This window comes from Jiangella asiatica (assembly GCF_004349065.1).
GTDB lineage: Bacteria > Actinomycetota > Actinomycetes > Jiangellales > Jiangellaceae > Jiangella > Jiangella asiatica.
The window spans coordinates 1-22,808 of sequence record NZ_SMKZ01000009.1 but is presented as its reverse complement, the minus strand read 5'-3'; the positions used below and the strand labels follow the sequence as shown (position 1 = coordinate 22,808).

The window sequence follows — 22,808 nt, the reverse complement described above, 5'->3', positions numbered from 1 at the left end:
CGTTCAAATCGGATCTGCTCAGAGTTAAGAACGGACCCGCCAGTTCTGTCAAGCCCGCGGAAGGACCACCCGGTGCAAGCTCCACCCGACCCCGGCACCTGGGGTTACAACTCAGGCGGCCCGGTCCGGCAGCCGTTCCTGCACGAGCTGGTCAGCTGCCTGCACGCGCCGACCGTCGCGCTCTCCGCCGCCGACGGACAGATCCGCCCCGCCGGCGCGCAGGGTGTGCTGTGCCACGAGCGCCGCGTGCTCTCGGAACTGCGCGTCACCGTCGACGGCCACGAGCCCGAACCTGCCGGCCACGGCCTGCGCGCGGCCGGGCACGCGACGTTCACCGGCATCGTGCGCCACCTCGGCGACCCGACCGCCGACCCCACGGTCCGGCTCGAGCGCACCCGCACGGCCAGGCCCGACGGCATCCAGGAGCGGCTGCATCTGGTGAACAGCTCCCGGGGGCCGATCGCGGCGACGGTCCGGCTGCACCTCGCCGCCGACTTCGCCACCACCGACCAGATCAAGTACGGCGACTCCCCCACCGGCGCGCGGGTCACGGCGCACGACGACGGCGTCACGTGGTCCGACGGCGGGCTGCGCGTCGACATCACGGCGTCGCCCGGCGGTGCGCTGGAGCCCGCGGCCGTCGGCGTCGTGCTGGCGTGGACGGTCGAGCTGGCCGCCCGGTCATCCTGGACGGTCACCGTCGACGTCGCCGTCGCGTTCGTCGGCGAGCCGCCCCCCGGCGCGTTCGCCCCCGCCGACGGACCGGGCTGGGACACCGTCACCGTCGCCGGCCGGCCCGACCTCGCCCGCCTCGCGCGGCAGAGCGTCGACGACCTCACCGCGCTCGCCCTCACCGACCCGCTCGCTGCGGGCGACACCTTTCTCGCTGCCGGCAGCCCGTGGTTCTTCACGCTGTTCGGCCGCGACTCGCTGTGGGCGGCTCGGCTGTCGCTGCCGCTGGGCACCGACCTGGCGCGCGGCACCCTGCGAACGCTGGCCCGCCGGCAGGGCCGCAGACACGACCCGCGCACCGCGCAGGCGCCGGGCAAGATCCTGCACGAGGTCCGGATCGAGTCCGCCGTGGCGGCCGGGCTCCCGCCGGTCTACTTCGGCACCGTCGACGCCACCGCGCTGTGGGTCTGCCTGCTGCACGACGCCTGGCGCTGGGGCCTCGACGACGGTGACGTCGCCGGGCTGCTCGACCCGCTCGAGGCGGCGCTGCGCTGGCTCACCGAGGAGGCCGACCCCGACGGCGACGGCTTCCTCGAGTACGTCGACGAGACCGGCGCGGGCCTGGCCAACCAGGGCTGGAAAGACTCCGGCGACTCCATCCAGTTCCCCGACGGGTCCATCGCCGAGCCGCCCATCGCGCTGAGCGAGGCGCAGGCCTACGCGCACGAGGCGGCCCTCTCCGGAGCGGCGCTGCTGGACGCGTTCGGCCGGCCGGGCTCGAAGCGGCTGCGCGACTGGGCCGCCGAGCTGCGCGACAGGTTCGCGGCGGCGTTCTGGGTCATCGACGAGCAAGGCCGGTTCCCGGCCATCGCGCTGGACGGCGCGAAGACGCCCGTCGACACCGCCACGTCGAACCTCGGCCACCTGCTCGGCACCGGCTTGCTCCGGCCCGACGAGGCCGCCGTCGTCGCCGAGCGGCTGGGCCGGCCGGACCTGGACGCCGGCTACGGCCTGCGCACCATGAGCGCGGACGCGGCCGGGTTCAACCCGCTGGGCTACCACGCCGGCAGCATCTGGCCGCACGACACCGCGATCGCGGTGCGAGGGCTGGCCCGCGACGGGCACTCGTCGGTGGCGGCGGTACTGGCCGACGGGCTGCTGCGGGCGGCGCCGGATTTCGGCCACCGGCTGCCCGAGCTGTTCGCAGGAACCGACGCGCGGGCCGGCGAGCCGGTACTGGCCTATCCGGCGGCGTGCCGGCCGCAGGCATGGTCGGCCGCGGCGGTGATCACCCTGCTCCAGACGGCGGTCGGGCTGACGGCGGACGTCCCGAACGGCACGCTCACCGTGGCGCCGGACCCGGCGTTCAGAGACTGGTTCCCGCTGCGGGTCGACGGGCTGCGGGTGGCCGGCCACCCGCTCGCCGTCGCCGTCGGCGCCGATGGCCGGGCGGAGGCGCGCACGACCGCGCCCGTGCGGGTGCGCCTCCCGGATCCGGCCGACACCGTGGCAGGCTGAGTGGCGATGACGACGCCGCCGAGCCATCCCCCGCACTCAGCTCCCAACCTGGTGCTGATCCTGTCCGACGACCACGCCGCGAACGCCATCTCCGCGTACGGCCGGTCCCTCATGCCCACGCCCAACATCGACCGCATCGCCACCGACGGCCTGCGGTTCGACGCCGCGTTCTGCACCAACGCCTTGTGCGCGCCGAGCCGGGCCTCGATCCTGACCGGCACCTACAGCCACGTCAACGGCGTGCGCACGCTGAGCACGCACTTCGACGCGAGCCAGCCGGCCTTCCCGGGGCTGCTGCGCGACGCCGGGTACCAGACCTGGCTGGTCGGCAAGTGGCACCTCGGGCACGGCGGCGGCCACGACCCACAGGGCTTCGACAGCTGGGACATCCTGGAGGACCAGGGCGAGTACTGGAACCCCGAGCTGCTCAGCGCGGACGGCCGGCGCACCGTCGAGGGCTACACCACCACGGTCCTGACCGACCTGGCGCTGGAGCGAATCGCCCGGCGCGACCCGAACCGGCCGTTCTGCCTGCTGTTGTGGCACAAGGCGCCGCACCGCAGCTGGGACCCCGACACCGCGCATGCCGGCCTGTTCGAGGGCAGGGACCTGCCCGAGCCACCGACGCTGTTCGACGACTACGCCGGCCGTTCCCGTGCCGCCCGCGAGGCGCGCATGCAGATCGGCCGCGACCTCACCGAACGCGACCTCAAGGCGCCGTTGCCGCCGGATCTGGCAGGCGACGAGCGCACCCGATGGGCATACCAGCGCTACATCAAGGACTACCTGCGCTGCGTCGCCTCGATCGACGACAACACCGGGCGGCTGCTCGACGCGCTGGACGGGCACGGGCTGAGCGCCGACACCGTCGTCGTCTACGCCTCCGACCAGGGCTTCTTCCTCGGCGAGCACGGCTGGTACGACAAGCGCTTCATGTACGACGAGTCGCTGCGGATGCCGCTGCTGGTGCGGTACCCGCGCGAGGTCGCGCCGGGCACGTCCACCGACGCCCTGGCCCTCAACGTCGACTTCGCCCAGACCTTCCTCGACCTGGCCGAGGTACCGGCGCACCCGCGCATGCAGGGCCGCAGCCTGCGCCCGCTGCTGCGCGGCACCCGGCCGGACGACTGGCAGACGTCGCTCTACTATCGCTACTGGGAGCACCTCGACGCCAGCCACCACGTGCCGGCGCACTACGGCGTACGCACCGCGCGGCACAAGCTCGTCCATTACTACGGCGACGGGCTGGGCCTGCCCGGCGCGTCGTCAATGCGTACCGAACCGGAGTGGGAGCTGTTCGACCTGGACACCGATCCGGCCGAGCTGACCAGCGTCTTCGACGACCCCGCGTACGACGGTGTTCGGCGCGAGCTCGCCGCCGAACTGGACCGGGTGCAACGCGGCCTCGGCGACGAACCCGCGGCCACACCCTCGTCAGGCTCGGCTCAAATGCCCTAAAGTGCGCATCTATGGTCGAGTCATCCACACCAGACGCCACCACCGCCGTACTTTCCCTGGTGGTCGACGCCGACCCAGACGACGTGTTCGCCATGTTCACCGAGCCGCGTCGGCTGGCCGGATGGTTCTGGCCGCCGTCGTTCGCCGCGATCTACGAGACGAACCCGCGTCCTGGCGGTCGGTTCTCGTTCCGCACCACCGGCCTCCAGGCCGGGCACAACATCGGCGTCCGCGGGATCTACGGGGAGATCAGGCCGCCGCGAACCCTGGCCTTCATCTGGTCCTGGGACGGCGAGAGCGCTCCGGCCAGCCGCGTGCACGTCACGTTCGCGTCAGTCGACGGCGGCACCGAGGTCGTCCTCACCCACAGCGACAACCCCACCGAGGAGCAGCGCGACGACCACCTCAAGGGCTGGCACGACTGCCTGTCCAGACTGGCCGATCAGCTCGCCGTCGGATAGTCTCGATCACATGCCAGGTCAGCGCTGGTTTAGCAGCCCCCGGTCGGCGAACGTCCGCCGCCCGGAGGGTGTGCACGCCTGACCCTTCGCGGACGACCGGCCGGGGGAGCCACTTCTTACCTCCGTTGCTTCCCGCGAAAGGCCTGGTCATGTCCGTCTCCGTTGCTGAAAGTGCGCGGCCGCAGCCGCTGTCGTTGGCCGCCCTGGTCGACGCGCTGTCCGTCCGCGACCTCACCGATCCCGCGCAGGGCCCGCACGCCCTGCAGACCCTCGTGTCGGATGCCGCCTGGGCACTCGGCTCGTCGACCGGCGCCACGGTTCTGGTCTCCCGGTCTCGGCCCATCGTCACCACCGAGGACAACTACGACCGCCTCGGCTACCAGCCCGACGCGGTCTCCCGCGACGCCCGGTACACCCGCTACGTCAGCGACACGACGATGCTGCGCAGCCACACCTCGGCCGGGGTCCCACCGGCGCTGCGCCGGCTGGCGTCGTCTTCGTCCCCTCACGGAGCGCTTCGCGGCGGCGCGTCAGCATCGCCGGTCCTACTCGTACTGCCCGGCATCTGCCACCGCCGCGACTCCATCGACCGCATCCACACCGGCACGCCGCACCAGCTCGACCTGTGGTTGCTGCGCCGCGGCGGCCGTCGCCTCGACCACGACGACCTGCACGACCTCGTGACGACAATGGTCGGCGCGATGCTGCCGGGCACGCACTGGCGCTGGAACGTGACGACGCATCCGTACACCGTCGGCGGCCGCGAGGTCGAGGCTATCCGCGACGGCCGCCCGGTCGAGATCGCCGAGTGCGGCCTGGCGGCGCCGCACGTGCTCGCGGCCGGCGGGCTGGACCCGTCGTCGTGGAGCGGGCTCGCCCTGGGCATGGGGCTGGATCGGGTGCTGATGCTACGCAAGGGCGTCCCGGACATCCGCCTCCTGCGCTCGGCCGATCCGCGGGTGGCCGGGCAGTTGCTCGACCTGGAGCCGTACCACCCGGTGTCGGACCTCCCCCCGGCCCGCCGCGACATCTCGGTGGCGGTGCCGGCCGGGTCGGACGCGGAGGTCCTGGGCGACCAGGTCCGCTCCGCCCTGGGCGCCGACGCCGACCTCGTCGAGGAGGTGGCCGTGGTGTCCACGACGCCATACGCGGACCTGCCGGAGGTGGCACGGGCGCGGCTGGGCATCCGGCCCGGCCAGGACAACGTGCTGCTGCGCCTGGTCCTCCGCCCCGTCGACCGCACCCTGACCAGCGACGAGGCCAACGCCCTCCGCGACCGCGTGTACACCGCCCTCCACACCGGCACCTCGGCCCCTCAATGACACACTTCTGCCGCATCCGTCCGTGCCCCGGACCTCGAAATGATCACGTTCAGCACGAGATCTCGTGTCTCACCATGCTCGCAATCATGGTGAGGCTCGGGTGATCCTGCTGAACGTGATCATTTCGCCCTGGCCGCAGCGATCACACACCAGCGCTCACTTGACGGCGGCGTGCTCCGAACCGGTCGACGCGGGGTCCTCGGCGGCCGACGCTGACGACTCGCGCAGGCCGAAGCGGGCGTGCAGGCGGCGCAGCGGGCCGGGAGCCCACCACGTCGCCCGGCCGCCCAGGCGCATCGCCGCCGGCAGCAGGGCTCCGCGGATCAGCGTCGCGTCGATCAGCACGGCCAGCGGTAGGCCTACGCCGAAGGCCTTCATGTAGGTGATGTCGGAGATCAGGAACGCCAGGAACACGATCGAGATCAGGACCGCCGCCGCCGTCACGATGCGCCCGACCCGTTCCAGCCCGAGCGCGACGGCGGCCGTCGGGGAGGCGCCGCGTTCGTACTCCTCGCGGATGCGCGACAGCATGAACACCTGGTAGTCCATGGCCAGCCCGAACGCGAGCGCGAACAGCATCACCGGGACGGTCGAGATGGTCGTGCCGGTGACGGTGAAGCCGAACAGGTCGGAGAGATTGCCGTCCTGGAAGATCCACACCATCGCGCCGAACGTCGCGGACAGGCTCAGCGTGCTGAGCACCAGGGCGAGGAACGGCAGCACCACGCTTCCGGTCAGCAGGAACAGCAGCACCACCATCGCCAGCCCGACCCCGCCCAGGGCCAGCGGCAGCCGGTCCAGCAACGCACGGTCGGAGTCCTCGGCCATCGCCGGGGTCCCGCCGACCACGGTCTCGAACGGCGCGTCGGCGGCCCGGACGGCGGTCACCAGGTCCCGGGTCTGGTCGGTGGTCCCCGGGTCGGGCACGACCACCCAGTACACCGCGTCGCCCGCTGCGAACCGCTCGTGCTGCGGCCCGGCCGGCGCGACCTGGGCGCCGTCGACGTAGCTGCCGGTGAGTCCGTCGACCCGGCTCACGTTGTCCAGGGCGGACAACTGCGCGGCGTAGTCGTCGACGACGACGGGGTCCGGTCCGGCCTCCGCCTCGGCGACGGCCGACGGCGCCACGACCTGCAGCGCCTCCTGCTCGCCGGAGGGGAACTCCTCCCGGATGGTGGTGGCCACGTGCCGCGACTGCGACGACTCCGGCATCACCCGCTCGTCCAGATAGCCCAGCTTCATGCCGAGGAACGGCGCGCCGAGCAGCATGAGGACGGCGATGACGGCGGTCGCGATCGGGATGGGCCGGCGCATCACGAACATCGCCAGCCGGTGCCAGAAGCCGTTCTCGGCCGCGGCGTCGCCGGCCGGCCGCCGGCGGAACCTCGTCGCCGCCACCTTGTTGCCGAGCACCGCGAACAGCGCCGGCAGCACCACCAGGGACGCCGCCGCCGCCAGCAGCGCGGTCACCACGCCGGCATAGCCGAGCGAGCGCATGGCGCCCAGCGGGAACAGCGTCAGCGTGGCCAGCGCGATGCACACGGTCAGCGACGCGAACACCACGGTCCGGCCCGCCGATGCCATGGTGGCGCGGATCGCGTCGGGCACCTCGCGGCCGGACGCCAGCTCCTCGCGGAACCGGTTGACCATGAGCAGGCTGTAGTCGATGGCCAGACCGAGGCCGGCCAGCGTCACCACGTTGGCCGCCAGCACCGACAGCTCGGTCATCTCGGCCAGCACCCACAACAGACCCATCGCCAGCATCGCGGTCACACCCGCCACGGCCAGCGGCAACAGCGCCGCCAGCACCCCGCCGAACACCAGGACCAGCGCGATCAGCGTGACCGGGAAGACGATCAGCTCGCCGGTGACGACGTCCTTCTCGCTCTGCTCGGTGAGCTCGTGCGAGAACGCCGCGAAGCCGCCCACCTCGACGGTGACCCCGTCGGCGAGCGAACCGCCGTAGTCGTCGGCCAGCCCGCCGACGCGCTCGTTGACCTCGGTCTCGTCACCGGTGATCGTCGCGAGGACGAGCGCCTTCTCGCCGTCCTCGCTGCGCAGCTGCGTCGCCTGCCCGGCGGTCCAGTACGACACGACGTCGCGGACGTGCGGCTCGTCGGCCAGGCGTTGCGCCAGCTCCGCGCCCGCGGCCGACACGGCGGGGTCGTCCACTCCGTCGCCGGCGGTCACCAGCAGGGCGAGGTTGGGCGGCGACTGGCCGAAGGTGTCCTCCAGCAGGTCGGTGGCCTGGCCGGACTCCGAGCCGGGGTCGTCCCAGCCGCCAGCCGACAGCTTGCCGAACAACGTGCTGCTCGCCACGCCGGCGACCAGCACGAGCAGCACGGTGACCACCAGCACCGCCCGCCGCCGCCGGGTCGCCAGGCCTGACAGTCTCCTCAACATCTCCGTCCACCTCAGCTCGCGGGGCTCGTTCCGCACACGAGACCCGCGACGCCGCGAGGACGTGACATCGCATCTCGGGATGCGACGCAGATCACACGGTGCGCGGACGTACCAGCGGCAGGAAGACGTCGTCGACGATCTCCTCGACGGCGGTGCCGGTGATCGCCCCGTTCAGCAACAGCTCGCTGCGCACCAGGTCCAGTGGGACGCGCAGCATCCGGGGCGAGACGACGGCGGGATCGACCTCGCCGCGCCGCACGGCCCGCTCGACCATGACCGTCATCGGACCCTCGCGGACCTGGTCGGCCAGCTCGGACCGGACCAGCGCCGCCAGCGCCGGGTCGCGGGCCGTCTCAGCCAGCAGCCCCCACAGCGCGTCGATGCTCCGCGTCGCCCAGTTCGCCGCGATGGACCGCAGGAAGGTGACCAGGTCGGACCGGAGGTCGCCGGTGTCGGGCACGTCGGCGGCCTTCGGTACGTGCTGCACGAGCGCGGCGAAGACCAGCTCGGCCCGGCCCGGCCAGCGCCGGTACAGGACGGCCTTGCTGGTCCGGGCGCGGTCGGCGACGGCGCCGATGGTGAGGCCGGCGTAGCCCACCTCGGCGAGCTCGGCCCAGACGGCGTCGTAGATCGCGGCCTCGAGCGCCTCGCCGCGCCGGCGCACCGTGGGTGTCGCCGACATCACCCCTCCCTAAGAGACGTTGCGTTTCTTATTTCCATATCCTACCGTCGTGTCAATAAGATACTCACCGTTTCTTAACTTGGAGGATTCGATGCCAGAGTCGGAACCGGCCGGCTGGCGCCAGGTCACCGTCGTCGTCGGCGGGCTGGCGGCGCTCGTCGTGGTGCTGCTGTCCGCGTTCGCCCTGCCACCGCTGCACTCCGGCCCGCACGACGTTCCGGTCGCCGTCGTGGGCGACCCGGTCGCCGTCCAGGACGTCGCCGACGGACTCGAGGCGGCACAGCCCGGCGGTTACGCCGTCACCTCGGCCGAGAACGCCGCACGCGCCCGCGAGCTGATCCTGGACCGGGAGGCCTACGGCGCCCTGGTGCTGGGCGAGTCCGGGCCGCGGATGCTGATCGCCTCCGCCGCCAGCAACGCCGTCGCCACCCAGCTGCGTGCCGTCGCCGACCGGCTCGGTGACGAGGAGGGCACCGAGATCCCGGTCGAGGACGTCCGGCCCTTTCCCGCCGACGACCCCACGGGCGCCGGGCTCGCGGCCGGCGCGCTGCCGCTCGCCCTCGGCGGCTGGATCGCCGCGGTCGTGCTGCTCATGACGGTCCGCGGGCCGCGCCAGCAGGCCGCCGGCGCCGTCGGTTTCGCCGTCGTCGGCGGGCTGGCCCTCACCGCGCTCATACAGTTCGGCTTCGGCACGTTCGACGGGAACTACTGGGCGACGGCAGCAGCCGCGGCGCTCGGCATCTCCGCGGCGGCCTGGGCGATCCTCGGCCTGCGGACCGCGCTGGGCAACGCCGGACTCGGCCTTGGCGCCATCGCGCTCATCCTGCTCGGCAACCCGCTGTCCGGGCTGGCCAGCGCGCCGGAGCTGCTGCCGGCCGGCTGGGGAACGCTCGGCCAGTTCCTGCCGCCCGGCGCCACCGGCAGCCTGTTGCGCTCGGTCGCCTACTTCGACGGCGCCGCCGCCGCCGGCCCAGGGCTGGTGCTGGCGGGTTGGCTCACCGCCGGCATCCTGCTGTACGCGGCCGGCGTGCGGCGGGCCGCCCAACGCGCGGCCGCGGTGTCCGCTGACGACGCTCCGAAGACCTCCCCGACGACGGGGTCCGGCGCGGCCGGGGTGCCCTCGACTGCCGGAGCGGAGTGACAGCCATGACATCCACCGCCATGCGCGTCGCCCGGTACCACCGCTACGGCGACCCGGACGTGCTGCGGATCGACACCGTCGACATACCCCGCCCCGGCCGCCGCGAGGTGCTCGTCCGGGTGCACGGCGCGAGCGTCAACCCCAGCGACGCGCTCATGCGCTCCGGCGCGATGCGGGTCGCCACCGGCTGGCGGTTCCCGAAAGGCGTGGGCCTCGACCTGGCCGGCGAGGTGATCCTGACCGGCGACGACGTCACCGACCTGCCCGCGGGCAGCCAGGTCTGGGCCTACGTCGGCGGGCTGCCCACCCGGCTCGGCACCACGGCCGAGTACGTCGCGGTGCGGCGGGACCGGTGCGCCGCGGCACCGCGCGACCTCGACCTCGTCGCGGCCGCGGCGCTGCCGACGGTGGGGGTGACGGCGCTGCAGGTGCTGCGCGACACCGTGCGCCTGCGCGCCGGCGACCGCGCGCTGATCGTCGCGGCCGGCGGCGGCGTCGGCAGCGCCGCGGTGCAGCTCGCCCACGCGATGGGCGCCGCGGTCACCGCCGTCGCCGGTGCGGGCAGCGCGGACCTGTGTCGCGAGCTCGGCGCCGTCGACGTCCTCGACTACGCTGCCGGCCCACCCACCGGCGAGCGGTTCGACGTGATCGTCGACGCGCACGGCACCGGCGTCCGCGGCTACCGCCGGCTGCTCGCCCGCGGTGGGCGGATGGCGACCATCGTCACCCGGGCGGTGCCGTACGCACTGGTGTCACCTCTGCTACCCGGGCCGCGGGTTCGGGTGCACCTGACGAAGGCGCGCGCGAGCGACCTCGAGGTGCTGGCCGGGTACGTCGAGCGCGGCGACCTTCGCCCCGTCGTCGACCGGATCTACCCGCTGGAGGACGTCGCGGTGGCGCACCGAGCCGTCGAGACCGGTCATGCCCGCGGCAAGCGGGTGATAGCACTGACCTGAGCATCGGCGTGGACGTCACATCTCCAGGCCGCCGCGGGCGAGCACGGGGCGGACCTCGACGAGACCGTCGGCCGCCTCCGGGATGCGGGCGGCGCGCTCGACGGCGCGGTCCATGGTCTCGCATTCGACCAGGTAGAAGCCGGCCAGGTGCTCGTGCGCGCCGGCGAACGCGCCGTCGATGGTGGCCACGCCGCCCTCGCAGGCGAGCACCCGGCGCGCCTGCGAGGGGTGGGCCAGCGACTCGGCCGCGATCATCTCCCCGTCGGCGGCCAGGTCGTCGGTGAGCGCGAGGTGCGCCCGGATGCGGTCGCGCCGCAGGTCGTCGCAGTTCGGCCGGGGCCGCTGGGCGCCGGTTTCGTGGTAGATCAGGATCAGGTACTTCACGGGGTGCCTCCGCCGCGTCGCCGAGAGCTCTCACCCGATACGTCGGAACCGACGGCGCCGTCTCGACATCCGCACCAGGACGAATCCCGCGTCTTGCCTTCGCTCCGACCGAACGCTAATGTGTACGAAACCGTTTCGTTTCGAATCGTACGAGGGACGCCATGTCGCCGAGACCACGGGCCGAGGCCCGGGAGGACGCCATCCTGCTGGCCACCCTGGAGCTGCTGGCCCAAATCGGCTACGGCGCGATGAGCATGGACGCCGTCGCCGCACGGGCCCGGGCCAGCAAGGCCACCATCTACCGCCGCTGGTCCGGCAAGGCCGAGCTGGTCGTGGCGGCGGTGGAACGCCACACCCGCGACCAGGCCGGCGACCACGACTCGGGCCCGGACACCGCAGATTTGCGCACCGACCTCACCCTCGTGCTCCAGGACATGCGCGACCGCCTCGTCGGTCAGAGCGCCCAGCTGGTCCTGGGCCTGATGACGGCCATGCGCGACGACGCCGAGCTGGCCCGCGCCGTGCGGTCGCGACTGATCGACGGCAAGCGCGAGAGCTTCGCCCCGGTACTCCGCCGGGCCTGCGAGCGCGGCGACGCGCCGGGCGCCGTCGACCACGAACTGCTCGCCGAGGTCAGCTCGGCGATTCTCTTCTCGCGCGTCTTCGTCACCGGCGAGTCGCTCGACGACGGCGTCATTGCCCACCTCGTCGACGACGTCCTGCTCCCCCTCGTCCACCGTCACGATCGATCCGACAGCTCCGACCGCTCCGACCGCTGAAAGGCGCCACCATGCTGCTCACCACCCTGCTCGCCTTCGTCGCCGGGTTCTTCGCCGGCAACGGCCTGCCCTACTACATGGAGGGCAGCACCGGTCGCACGACCAACCCCAGCCCGTTCGGCCACGGCGCGACCATCAACGTCGTGATCGGCTGGTTCGGGCTGGTCATCGCGGGCGTGGCCTGGTACTTCGCCGACGTCGCGGAACACCCGGAGGCGGGCTGGTCCGCGGCCGCGCTCGGCGTGCTCGCCGTCGGCCTCGTCCACGCCCGGAACTGGCAGACCGACCCCTGGCGCCGCCAGCACACCCGTCCCGCCGCCTGAACCACCCCGTCCCGTCCGGGAGGGCCTGCCTTGCCTCCAGTGATCATCAACGATCCGTGACATCACTAGGTGTTCTCGCGCTCCACCAGGCCTGCAAGCAGGTGAGGCACACACAATCCTCGTGATCTCGGCGATCGTTGATGATCATGAGGCACAGCGAGGCCGGGAACCGTGCCCACACCCCGCCGTCCACCTGATAGCTACAGCCGAGGGGCGCGGACTGTCACGCGGTCGCCCACGTCGAGCCCCAGAACGGCTGCGGCACGACCGGCGTTGACGGCGACGGCGAGGCGCCCGGCGGAGTCGACCAGCGCAACGGGTGAGCCCGGCGGCGCCGCGGCGAACGACCGGCCGAGCGGCATGGTCCACGACCGTGACCCGGCCATCACCAGCAACGACGGCGCCCCCGCCAGGCCCGCGCGCTCCAGCGCCGCGACAGTGGCCGACAGCGACAGTGTCCCGAAGTGGTCGACGGCGTGCACCTCGGCCTCGATCGACCCGTCGCCCACCACCAGCCTCGGGGACGGCAGCCGGACCAGCGACTCCACCGGCACGTCCGGGCCGAGGGCGGCGACGTCGACGCCGGCGGCCAGGTGTGCTGCGGCCGGGGCGAACACGTCGCGCCCGTCGAAGGTCGTCGCGCCGGTCGCCAGCCGGTACGCCGGCTCGGTCAGCTCCGCCGCGCGCATGACCCCGCCGCAGGCGTCGGCCGCCCACGTCAGCAGCCCGTTGTCGGGGCCGACCAGCACGTGCGGCCCGGCAACGACGACGACCGCCCGGCGCCCCGTCCCGACGCCGGGGTCGACGACGCCGACGACGACCGACGACGGTAGGTACGGCACGGTGTCGGCGAGGACGACGGCGCCGTGGCGGACGTCCTGGGGCGGCACGTCGTGGGTGATGTCGATGACCCGGGCGGCTGGCGCGATCCGCGCTATCACCCCGTGGCACGCGGCGACGAACCCGTCGGCGCGGCCGTAGTCGGTGAGGAACGCGATCCAGCCGGTCGCCATCAGCTCACGACACCAGGACCGCCGTGACGACGTCGTCCATGCTGACCAGCCCGGCCTCGGTGCCGTCGGCGTCGACGACGATGCCCAGCTGCGAGCGCGCGCTGCGCAGCACCTCGGCGGCGCCGGCGAGGTCGGCGTCGGCGGAGATGAACGCCACCGGCAGCGCGGCCTCGCCCGCCGTCCACGTCTCGCCGGTGGACCGGGCGATCAGCGCGCCGCGCACGTGCACCGCGCCGGCCACCTCGCCGTCGCCGGAACGAACCACGAGCCGGGTGCGCTCGCTGCGCCGGCCGGCCTCGATGACGTCCTGCGGGCCGGCGTCGGCGGGCACCCAGACGATGTTGGACGCCGGCACCATGACCGATCGGACCGGCTGCTCCGGCGCGCCGAGGGCACGGGTGAGCAGGCCGTGGTCGTCATCACCGATCAGGCCGAGCCGGCGGGACTCGCTGACCAGCTGATGGATCTGCTCGCGGTTGCGGACGGTGGCGATCTCGTCGCGCGGCGTCACCCGCACCAGCCGCAGCAGCACGTTGGTGAGGCCGTTGAGCACGACCAGCAGCCAGCGCACTCCGAACGCGTAAGCGCGGAACGGCGGAGCCAGCAGCATCGCGGAGCGCTCCGGGTGCGCGATGGCCCACGACTTCGGCGCCATCTCGCCGACGACGACGTGCAGGTACGTGACCCCGGCCAGCGCGATGGCCAGCGCCACCACGTCGGCCGTCCCGTCCGGCAGGCCGACCGCGGTCAGCGGCGGCTCCAGCAGGTGGTGGAACGCCGGCTCTGACACCATGCCCAGCCCGACCACGACCATGGTGATGCCCAGCTGGGCGCCGGCGAGCATCAGCGACAGCTCGCGCACACCCTTCAGCGCCGCGCGGGCGCCCCGCTTGCCGGTGGCCGCGGCCTGTTCCAGCCGGTGCCGCCTGGCGCCGACGAGGGCGAACTCGGCGGCGACGAAGAAGCCGCTGGCGATCAGCAGCGCGAGGGTGACGAGGATCGCGGTGGGTGGGCTCACGGCTGCACCTCCGTCGGCCGGCCACCCCGCACGCCGGCGGCGTCGACCTCACGCAACCGGACGATCTCAGGAACGTGCCGGGCCACCGAGACCACCTCGATCTCGATCGTCTCGCCGCTGCCGTTGGTGCGGGCGGCACCGACCAGGAGCCGGTCGCCCGGCTCGGCGAAGCGGCCCAGCGCGGCGACGATGAGGCCGGCGACGGTGTCGTAGTCGTCGGACTCCGGCAGCGGCAGCCCGGTGTAGGCGGCTGCTTCGTCGACGCGGAGCCCGGCGTCCAGCCGCCACCAGTCGCCGTCGCGGCTGACCAGCACGGCCTGCTGGTCGGTCTCGTCGGTGATGTCGCCCACGAGCTCCTCGGCGACGTCCTCGAGCGTCACGATGCCGGCGAGGCCCCCGTACTCGTCGACCACGCAGGCGAACTCGTCGGCGGTGTCCTGCATCCGCTCGACGAGCGCGGGCAGCGGGAGGCTGTCCGGGACGAGCAGGGCGGGCCGGGCGATGTCGCCGACCGAGGTCGTGGCGACATCCTGGGGCGCGACGTACATGAGCTCGCGCACACCCACCACGCCGAGCACCTCGTCGGTGCCCTCGCCGCGGACCGGGTAGTTGGAGTGCCCGTACGTCGCGATCAGCTCGATGACGGCCGCGGCGGTGTCGGTGGCCTTGACACCGCGCACGTCGGGTCGCGGCACCATCGCCTCGCCGGCGGTGTGGTCGGAGAAGCTCAGCGCCCGGGCGAGGATGCCGGACAGGTGTGACGACAGCGAGCCCTGTGCCTCGGACTCGCCGATGATGTGGCCCAGTTCCTCCAGCGTGGCACCGTGGTGCAGCTCCTGGACCGGCTCGATGCCGACCTTGCGCAGCACCCAGTTGGCGGAGTTGTCGAACAACCGCACCACCGGGCCGCTGACGGCCAGGTAGACGTGGGTCGACGACGCCAGGAGCTTGGCCAGCCGCTCCGGCGTGGCCAGTGCGAGGTTCTTCGGGAACAGCTCGCCGAGGACCATCTGGATGACGGTGGCCACGACGAATCCGACGGCGACGGAGACACCCGGCACCGCCGCGTCGGGCAGCCCGACGGACTCCAGCGCCGGGCGCACCACCTGCGCGAACGCGGGCTCGGCGATCAGGCCGACGATGAGGCCGGTGACGGTGATGCCGACCTGCGCCGCGGACAGCATGAACGACAGCCGCCGCATGACTCGGACGGCCGACGCCGCCCGCTTGTCGCCGGCCTCGGCCTGCCGGGTCAGCTCTACCCGGTCGGCGGTGACGTAGGCGAACTCCTGCGCGACGAAGTATGCGGTTCCGAAGGTGAGGACGAAGACCGCGAGAATGGCTGCCGCGGCGCTCATGGGCGCTCGCTCGCGGGTGCGCAGCGGTGCACAGGTGAGTGGAAGAGGTGACTTGACGCGTCCGTCCGCACGGCGGACACAGCTCCTTTCGAGATGGCGTATCGCCCCAGGTCGATGCGTGAAGAGGACCAGACTATCCGCTCATCGCCATCTCGCGAGCGCTCGCCTGCCGCTCGCGTCTGCGCGCCCACAGCGCGAGGCCCAGCAGCACCGCCAGCAGCCCGTACGCGGTCGCCGCGAACGGGCTGGTGACCAGGGCGGTCAGGTCGCCCTGGCTGATCGCGAGGGTGCGCCGCACCTGCTCCTCGGCCATCGGCCCCAGGATCATCCCGACGACGAGCGGAGCGACCGGGTAGCCGTGCCGGCGCATGAAGAACCCGACCACCCCGATGCCCAGCAGCAGGACCAGGTCGACGGTCGAGAAGTTCAGCGCGTAGCTGCCCAGCGCGGCGAAGGACAGGATGCCCGCGTACAGGTAGTGGCGCGGGACCCGCAGCACCTTCACCCACAGCCCGACCAGCGGCAGGTTGAACACCAGCAGCATGAGGTTGCCGATGTAGAGGCTCGCGACCAGCGTCCACACCAGGACCGGCTGGTTCTCGAAGAGCAGCGGCCCGGGCTGGATGCCGTACGTCTGGAACGCCGCGATCATGACCGCCGCGGTCGCCGTCGTGGGCAGTCCGAGCGTCAGCAGCGGCACCAGTACCCCGGCGGCGGCCGCGTTGTTGGCGGCCTCGGGTCCGGCGACGCCTTCGATCGCACCCTTGCCGAACTCGTGCCTGTGCCGGGCCAGGCGCTTCTCCGTCGCGTACGACAGGAACGTCGACACGTCGGCACCGCCGGCCGGGATGGTCCCGACGGGGAACCCGATGGCGGTGCCGCGCAGCCACGGCCGCCACGACCGCGACCAGTCCGACCGTGACATCCACGACCGCCAGCCGCGCGGCACCGGGATCACCTCGATCGGCCCGTGCCGCAGCCGGGACGCCACGTAGAGCGCCTCGCCGACGGCGAACACACCGACCGCGACCACGACGACGTCGATGCCGTCGGCCAGCAGCGGAACGCCGAAGGTGAACCGCTGCTGGCCGGTGAGGGTGTCGGTGCCGATCAGCCCGACGAACAGCCCAAGAGCCAGCGACGCCAGGCCGCGGGCGACCGACGAACCCAGCAACGCGCCCACCGTCACGAACGCGACCACCATGAGCGCCACGTAGTCGGCCGGGCCGAGCTGGACCGCCCAGTCCGCGACGACCGGCGCCACCAGCGTCAACGCCAGCGTTCCCAGGGTCCCTGCGACGAACGACCCGACCGCGGCCGTCGCCAGCGCCGCCGCGCCGCGACCGGTCTTGGCCATCCGGTTGCCCTCCAGGGCGGTGACGATCGATGCCGACTCCCCCGGCGTGTTCAGCAGGATCGACGTCGTCGACCCGCCGTACATGCCCCCGTAGTAGATGCCGGCGAACACGATCATCGCGGCGGTGACGTCGAGGTCGTAGGTCAGCGGGAGCAGCAGCGCGACCGCCATCGCCGGGCCGATGCCCGGCAGCACCCCGACGGCGGTGCCCAGGAACACCCCGAGCAGGGCGTAGAGCAGGTAGGCCGGCTGGAGGGCCTGCGCGAAGCCGTCCAGCACCGCGGCGGCGTCAGTCATCGAGGATCGGCACCCCCTCCAGGAGCCCTGGCGGCAGCGACAGTCCCAGACCGGTGGCGAACACGGCCTGCAGCACGACACCGAGCGCCAGCCCGATGAGGACCGGCCGCCACCAGGGCCTGGCACCCAGCGTCCAGGCGGCGCCGGCGAACAGCGCGGCCAGCGCCAGCGGCCAGCCGGCTCGCTCTACCAGCCAGGCGTGCGCCAGGAAGAACGCCACCAGCTGGACTACGGTGCGCCAGTCGGTGCCCGCCTCCGGGTCGACGTCCTCGCCGTCCTCGGCCTCGCCCAGCCGGCCGAGTGCCGTGGCGGTCAGCACCGCCGCACCGGCGGCCACCAGCAGGGCGCCGACGACGTACGGGAACGTCCGCGGCCCCACCGCGTTCGCCGAGCCGGGCACCGCGATCGAGGCTGTGTCGACGAGGACGAACACCCCGAGGCCGACGATCGCCGCACCGAGCACGTACTCCTCGACCCGCCGCGCGCCCGGCCGGACCGGCGGGTCCGGCGTCGTCGCCGGAGCGCTCACTGGACCAGGCCGATGTCGCGCAGGACGTTCTGCACCGAGGCGATGTCCTCGGTGAGGAACTCGCCGAACTCGTCGCCGGCGAGGAACGCGTCACCCCAGCCGGTCCGCTCCAGCTCGGCCTGCCACTCCTCGGACTCGTGCAGGTCGGTGGCCAGGTCGACCAGGGCCTGACGGTCGTCGTCCTCGAGCTCGCCCCGAGCGACCAGGCCGCGCCAGTTCGTCAGCTCGACGTCGTAGCCCGCCTCGGTCAGCGTCGGCGCGTCGATGCCCTCGACCGGCTCGGAACCGGAGACCGCGAGCGCCCGCAGCTCCCCGGCCGCGACCTGCTCGGAGTACTCGGCGATGCCGGAGATACCGGCGTCGACCTGGTTGCCAAGCAGTGCGGCCAGCGACTCGCCGCCGCCGGAGTACGCGACGTAGTTGAGCGTGTCGCTCAGCTCCTCGGCGGGCACCCCCGCGTCCTTGAGCAGCAGCCCGGCCAGGATGTGGTCGGCGCCACCGGCCGACCCGCCGGTCACCGCGACGTCCTTGCCGTTGGCGAGGATGTCGTCGACCAGGTCGTCGACGGTCTGGTACGGCGATTCCGCCGGCACGACCACGATGAGATCCTCCGAGGTCAGCCTCGCGATCGGGGTGGTGTCCTCGAGCCGCACCTGCGACTGGTTGGTCTCGACGGCGCCGACCATCACCAGGCCGGTGACCATGAGCGTGGTGTCGCCACCGCGCTGGTTCGCCAGCTGCGCCAGCCCGACCGTGCCGCCGGCGCCGCCGACGTTGCTCACCTCGACGCCGCTGGCCAGGCCGCTGTCGTCGAGCGCCTTCTGCACCGCCCGCCCGGTCTGGTCCCAGCCGCCGCCCGGCTCGGCCGGCACCATGATCGACAGCCCGTCGAGACCCGAGCCGGACGCCGTCTCCCCGCCGCTCTCGCCGCACGCCGTCAGCGTCGTGGCCAGGGCGGCGACCAGCGCCGTCGCACCGATGGCGGCCCGGGCCGGGCCGATGAGACCTCGCATGACTCCTCCTGCTGTCGTGACCCACGCCACATCCGGCGGGTGGTGACGTTGGAGGCTAGGGCGGCTGCGGGGCGGCCGGAACTCTTCGGTCGTAGCGGTCTTATTGATCGTTTCGGTCGTGTTTCGGACCGATGGCCGGCGGGTGCACACTGATGCGCATGCGCCGGTCGGTGTCGTTGCGGGTCCAGCTGCTCGCGCTGCAGCTGGCCATCGTGCTGGTCACAGTGGTGTCCGCCGGCGGGCTCGCGGCGTACCTGCAGGCGCGGCAGATCCGCGACAGCTACCTGACCCGGATGATCGCGGTGGCCGAGAGCGTGGCGCGGCTGCCGTCGGTGCTCGAGGCCTACGACGACACCGACCCATCGGCCACCATCCAGCCGCTGGCCGAGCTGATCCGGGAGGCCTCCGACGTCACGTACGTGGTGGTCACCGACGACACCGGCATCCGCTACTCGCACCCGGACCCCGACCGCATCGGCGAGCTGGTCTCCACCGACCCGAGCGTGCCGCTGTCCGGCCGGATGTACGTCGGCACCCAGACCGGGACGCTGGGCGAGTCGTGGCGGGTCAAGGTGCCGGTGTTCGGCCCCGGCGACGAGGTCATCGGCACGGTGTCGGTCGGCATCCTGGAGTCGGAGCTGCAGGCCGATCTCCTCGACGACATCCCCGCCCTGCTGGCCTGGCTGGCCGGGGCCGCGGTGCTCGGGACGCTCGGCGCCGCCTGGGTGACCCGGACCGTCCGGCGGCGCATCTTCAAGCTCGAACCGGACGAGATCGGCACCCTGCTGGAGACCCGCGACGCCATGCTGCACGGCATCCGGGAGGGTGTCGTCGCGCTGGACGCCGGCGGCAACGTCGCGCTGGTCAACGACGAGGCACGGCGGCTGCTCGACCTGCGCGGCGAGGTCACCGGCCGGCCTGTCGGCGACGTCCTGGAGCCGACGCTGGCCGCCGTCGCCACCGCGGACGCCGAGATCAGCGACCAGCTGGTGCTGGCCGGTGTCAGGGTGCTGGTGGTCAACCGGCGCGCGGCGACGTCCGACGGGCGGCCGGTCGGCGTGGTGCTCACCTTGCGCGACCGCACCGAGCTGCACGACGCGCTGCGTGAGCTGGACGGCGCCCGCTCGCTCACCGAGGCGCTGCGGGCCCAGGCGCACGAGTTCTCCAACCACCTGCACGTGGTGTCCGGGCTGCTGGAGCTGGGCCGCAGCGACGACGCCGTCTCGTTCATCGACCGGGTGGGCCGCGGCGGCACCATCACCCGCACCGCCGCCGACGGCGTCACCGCACCGGCCGTCTCCGCGCTGCTGCTGGCCAAGGCCGCCGGCTGCCGCGAGCGCGGCATCACCTTCCGCGTCGACCCGGCGTCGCGGCTGGACGACGACGGCGACGACCTCGTCACCATCCTCGGCAACCTCGTCGACAACGCCGCGGACGCCACCGGTCACGGCGGCACCGTCGAGCTGTTGGTCGACCAGGACGACGACGGCACCATCCGTGTCCTGGTCGACGACGACGGCCCCGGCGTGCCGATCGACCGACGGGAACGGATCTTCGTCGCCGGGTTCACCTCGAAGGCGGCACCGGGTTCCGGACGCGGCATCGGGCTGGCCCTGGTCCACCGCATCGTCGAGCGCCGCGACGGCCATGTCGCCGTCCGCGACAGCGGCCTCGGCGGCGCGGAGTTCGAGGTGGTGCTGCGAGGAGCCGGCCCGCGGACAGAGGCGGCAGGGACGGCGTCGCCCGGCCCGGCCGGCCCCACTGCCAACCTGACGGAGGGCCGATGAACCAGCACCCACCCGTGCGCACCCTCGTCGTCGACGACGACTTCGCGGTCGCCGCCATCCACCGCGGGTTCGTCGAGGCGGTGCCGGGCTTCACCGTCGTCGGCGAGGTCCACCTGGGCGCCGACGCACTGCGCGCCGTCGACGAGCTGGAGCCGGATCTGGTGCTGCTCGACATCTACCTGCCCGACATCTCCGGCATCGAGTTCCTGACCCGGCTGCGCGCCCGGTCCGCGCCGGCGGTCGACGTCATCGCCATCACCGCGGCGCGCGAGCTGGGCACCGTCCGCGCGGCGATGGCCGGCGGCGTCGTCGACTACCTGGTCAAACCGTTCACGCTGGACGTCTTCACCGACCGGATGAACACCTACCTGACCCGGCGCGAGGAGTTCCGGCGCACCGCGGCGCGGGCCGCCGGCGGCGGCCTCGACCAGGACCAGGTCGACGCGCTGCTGCGGCCCGGGCCGGCGGGCGCAGCCGCCGCGAGACTGCCGAAGGGCCTGTCCGAGCGGACCCTCCAGCTGGTCGCGTCGGCGCTGGCCGAGGCCGGCCGCGACCTGTCCGCAGCCGAACTGGCCGAGCGGGTCGGCCTGTCGCGGATCAGCGCCCGCCGCTACCTGGAGCACCTGGCCGCCAGCGGCCGGGCCACGGTGGCGCCGCGATACGGCGGGGCGGGCCGGCCGGAGCACCGTTACCGCTGGTCAGTGGCTGAAGCGCAGGTGAAGCCGCGGACCCGATGAGAGTGTTCTCATGAACGGCTCATCGACGGCTCATCCCGGGCGTCCACGCTGGCCGGCGTGCCCGTGCCGCCGACCGACCCCGACCTCGCACTCCTGACCGGTGCCGCAGCCACCGAGATCCTCGAGGCGGCGCTGGAGTCGGCCGGCGGCCGGGTGCTGCGCTGGAGTCTGCGCGACGTCGATCACCGCCCGGCCGACCGGACGACGGCCTCGTACTCCGTCCGGGTCGGGTGGGCCGACGGCGAAAGCGACGAGACGCTCGCCGCCAGCCTCTCCCGGCAGCGGCCCGCCGGCGGGCTCGTCCTCACCGACGGCGACCGGCACGTCCAGGTGTGGCGCTTCCCGTTCGACCCAGAACTGCCCGGCCTGCCCGCCGCGTGCTTCCCGTCGTCGGTGGCCGAGCTGCTGCGCGGGCTCGGTATGGGCACCGACGACGTCCGGCTGCGGGTGATCTCCTACCGGCCCCGCAAGCGCGCCGTCGTCGAGGTCGCCACCGAACGGCGCCGGCTGTTCCTCAAGGTGCTGCGGCCCGCACACGTCGCCGACGTCCACGAGCGGCACCGGCTGCTCACCGCCGCCGGGGTCGCCGTCCCGCGCAGCCTCGGTTGGAGCGACGACGGCCTCGTCGTCCTGGAGCCGCTGACGGGGACGCCGCTGCGCGACGCGTTGGCGGGCGGCCGGGCGGCGCTGCGCGACCCGGACGAGCTGACGGCGCTGCTGGACCGGCTGCCCGCGGAGATCGCCGCGCTGCCCGTACGCCAGCCGTGGGCCGCACATGCCGAGCACTATGCCGGCGTGGTCGCGGCGGCGGCACCGGCGCTGGAGTCGCACGTGCGCGGGCTGGCGCGAGACATCGCATCGGCGCTGTCGTCGTCGGCGTCGGTCCACGAACCAGCTCACGGTGACTTCTACGACTCGCAGGTCTTCGTCGCCGAGGGCGCGGTGACCGGGCTCCTGGACATCGACACCATGGGGCCCGGGCGCCGAGCCGACGACCTCGCCTGCTTGCTCGCCCACCTCTCGGTCCTCGCCATCGGCCGGTTCCCGGCGACGGCCGGAGCCCGCGCCGTCCTGGACGACTGGACGACGGCGTTCGACCGCCGGGTCGACCCGGCCGAGCTGCGCGTGCGCACCGCCGGCGTCGTGCTGTCGCTGGCCACCGGGCCGTACCGGGCCCAGGACCCGGGCTGGGAGACGGCCACGTCACAGCGGGTCGACCTGGTCGAACAGTGGCTCGACGCCGCGTCGCGGGCCGGCTCCGGCGCACCCGAGAGACCTCTCATCCGCCTCTCCTGAACGACTCATCGGCGGCAGCGAACCTGGATATGTCACCAGGCGCCGACCGTCGGCGCCGAAGCAAGGAGGACGGACGATGAAGCTCCAGAAGAGGACGTGGATCGCGGTGGGCACGATGGCAGCACTCGGCATCGGCGCCGGGTCCGCCGTGGCCGCTCCGATGCTGAACGCCACCGAGGCGCCGGCGGGCGTGACCGGCACCCCGGCCTCGTCGTCGGCGTCGGACAGCGCGAACAGCCCGTCCAGCGCCGACAGCCCCGCGACCGCCGCCAGCGCCAGCAGCCCCGCCACGGCGAACAGCCCC

20 protein-coding genes and 1 pseudogene are annotated in these 22,808 nt (G+C 73.2%); 12 read left to right on the top strand and 9 right to left on the bottom strand.

Translation table 11 applies throughout. The features are described from left to right. Window positions 1–72: 72 nt before the first annotated feature. The 4 genes from E1269_RS08470 (at window position 73) to srmL (ending at window position 5,431) form a co-directional block, all read left to right on the top strand. On the top strand, window positions 73–2,190 hold the full coding sequence (locus E1269_RS08470) for an amylo-alpha-1,6-glucosidase (protein WP_203433182.1): 2,118 nt from the start codon (window positions 73–75) through the stop codon (window positions 2,188–2,190). 6 nt (window positions 2,191–2,196) lie between these two features. After that, on the top strand, window positions 2,197–3,648 hold the full coding sequence (locus tag E1269_RS08465; protein WP_131893351.1) for a sulfatase family protein: 1,452 nt from the start codon (window positions 2,197–2,199) through the stop codon (window positions 3,646–3,648). A gap of 11 nt (window positions 3,649–3,659) precedes the next feature. After that, a complete protein-coding gene (locus E1269_RS08460) occupies window positions 3,660–4,109 on the top strand; it encodes an SRPBCC family protein (RefSeq protein ID WP_131893349.1) in 450 nt (149 codons plus the stop codon). 149 nt (window positions 4,110–4,258) lie between these two features. Beyond that, window positions 4,259–5,431, top strand: coding sequence for a PheS-related mystery ligase SrmL (gene srmL, locus E1269_RS08455; RefSeq protein ID WP_131893347.1), 1,173 nt, complete (start codon window positions 4,259–4,261; stop codon window positions 5,429–5,431). 156 nt (window positions 5,432–5,587) lie between these two features. Here srmL and E1269_RS08450 read toward each other — a convergent pair whose 3' ends face one another. Both E1269_RS08450 and E1269_RS08445 read right to left on the bottom strand, forming a co-directional pair. Further along, entirely contained in the window at window positions 5,588–7,834 is a 2,247-nt protein-coding gene (locus E1269_RS08450; RefSeq protein ID WP_131893345.1) for an MMPL family transporter, read from the bottom strand. 91 nt (window positions 7,835–7,925) lie between these two features. Continuing rightward, entirely contained in the window at window positions 7,926–8,516 is a 591-nt protein-coding gene (locus E1269_RS08445; RefSeq protein ID WP_131893343.1) for a TetR/AcrR family transcriptional regulator, read from the bottom strand. A 91-nt stretch (window positions 8,517–8,607) separates the two neighbouring features. On the opposite strand from E1269_RS08445, the gene E1269_RS08440 reads away from it, so the two are divergent. Together E1269_RS08440 and E1269_RS08435 are read left to right on the top strand one after the other, a co-directional pair. Further along, entirely contained in the window at window positions 8,608–9,657 is a 1,050-nt protein-coding gene (locus tag E1269_RS08440; protein ID WP_131893341.1) for a hypothetical protein, read from the top strand. A 5-nt stretch (window positions 9,658–9,662) separates the two neighbouring features. After that, window positions 9,663–10,613: an NAD(P)-dependent alcohol dehydrogenase gene (locus E1269_RS08435; protein ID WP_131893340.1), complete on the top strand. Its 951-nt coding sequence runs from the start codon at window positions 9,663–9,665 to the stop codon at window positions 10,611–10,613. A gap of 15 nt (window positions 10,614–10,628) precedes the next feature. Here E1269_RS08435 and E1269_RS08430 read toward each other — a convergent pair whose 3' ends face one another. Further along, window positions 10,629–10,997: a YciI family protein gene (locus E1269_RS08430; protein WP_131893338.1), complete on the bottom strand. Its 369-nt coding sequence runs from the start codon at window positions 10,995–10,997 to the stop codon at window positions 10,629–10,631. Between the two features lie 161 nt (window positions 10,998–11,158). Between E1269_RS08430 and E1269_RS08425 the strand changes: the two genes are divergently transcribed. Continuing rightward, complete coding sequence (locus E1269_RS08425; RefSeq protein WP_131893336.1) at window positions 11,159–11,776, top strand: TetR/AcrR family transcriptional regulator; 618 nt, start codon at window positions 11,159–11,161, stop codon at window positions 11,774–11,776. 11 nt (window positions 11,777–11,787) lie between these two features. Further along, window positions 11,788–12,099, top strand: a complete 312-nt coding sequence (locus E1269_RS08420) for a hypothetical protein (RefSeq protein WP_131893334.1) — start codon at window positions 11,788–11,790, stop codon at window positions 12,097–12,099. 200 nt (window positions 12,100–12,299) lie between these two features. Here the strand turns inward: E1269_RS08420 and E1269_RS08415 are convergent, their stop codons facing one another. From E1269_RS08415 to E1269_RS08390, 6 genes are all read right to left on the bottom strand, one after another. Then, complete coding sequence (locus E1269_RS08415) at window positions 12,300–13,112, bottom strand: SAM hydrolase/SAM-dependent halogenase family protein (protein WP_162606286.1); 813 nt, start codon at window positions 13,110–13,112, stop codon at window positions 12,300–12,302. 4 nt (window positions 13,113–13,116) lie between these two features. Next, a complete protein-coding gene (locus E1269_RS08410; RefSeq protein WP_131893330.1) occupies window positions 13,117–14,130 on the bottom strand; it encodes a hemolysin family protein in 1,014 nt (337 codons plus the stop codon). Then, entirely contained in the window at window positions 14,127–15,488 is a 1,362-nt protein-coding gene (locus E1269_RS08405) for a hemolysin family protein (RefSeq protein WP_131893328.1), read from the bottom strand. Before E1269_RS08405 ends, E1269_RS08410 begins: the two co-directional genes overlap by 4 nt. Window positions 15,489–15,621: 133 nt before the next feature. After that, a complete protein-coding gene (locus E1269_RS08400; RefSeq protein WP_131893326.1) occupies window positions 15,622–17,142 on the bottom strand; it encodes a tripartite tricarboxylate transporter permease in 1,521 nt (506 codons plus the stop codon). Then, complete coding sequence (locus E1269_RS08395) at window positions 17,135–17,671, bottom strand: tripartite tricarboxylate transporter TctB family protein (protein ID WP_131893324.1); 537 nt, start codon at window positions 17,669–17,671, stop codon at window positions 17,135–17,137. The genes E1269_RS08400 and E1269_RS08395 overlap by 8 nt, the downstream gene beginning before the upstream one ends. Further along, entirely contained in the window at window positions 17,668–18,684 is a 1,017-nt protein-coding gene (locus tag E1269_RS08390; protein ID WP_131893322.1) for a Bug family tripartite tricarboxylate transporter substrate binding protein, read from the bottom strand. The genes E1269_RS08395 and E1269_RS08390 overlap by 4 nt, the downstream gene beginning before the upstream one ends. Before the next feature lie 158 nt (window positions 18,685–18,842). Between E1269_RS08390 and E1269_RS08385 the strand changes: the two genes are divergently transcribed. The 4 genes and pseudogenes from E1269_RS08385 to E1269_RS08370 all read left to right on the top strand — a co-directional run. Next, a complete protein-coding gene (locus E1269_RS08385) occupies window positions 18,843–20,471 on the top strand; it encodes an ATP-binding protein (protein WP_203433180.1) in 1,629 nt (542 codons plus the stop codon). Then, window positions 20,468–21,208: a response regulator gene (locus E1269_RS08380; RefSeq protein ID WP_131893318.1), complete on the top strand. Its 741-nt coding sequence runs from the start codon at window positions 20,468–20,470 to the stop codon at window positions 21,206–21,208. The genes E1269_RS08385 and E1269_RS08380 overlap by 4 nt, the downstream gene beginning before the upstream one ends. A 57-nt stretch (window positions 21,209–21,265) precedes the next feature. Continuing rightward, window positions 21,266–22,504 carry an aminoglycoside phosphotransferase family protein gene (locus tag E1269_RS08375; protein ID WP_203433178.1) on the top strand — a complete coding sequence of 413 codons (1,239 nt, stop codon included), beginning with the start codon at window positions 21,266–21,268 and terminating at the stop codon, window positions 22,502–22,504. Between the two features lie 76 nt (window positions 22,505–22,580). Next, window positions 22,581–22,808 (top strand): annotated as a pseudogene (locus E1269_RS08370) (hypothetical protein); the annotation flags it as partial.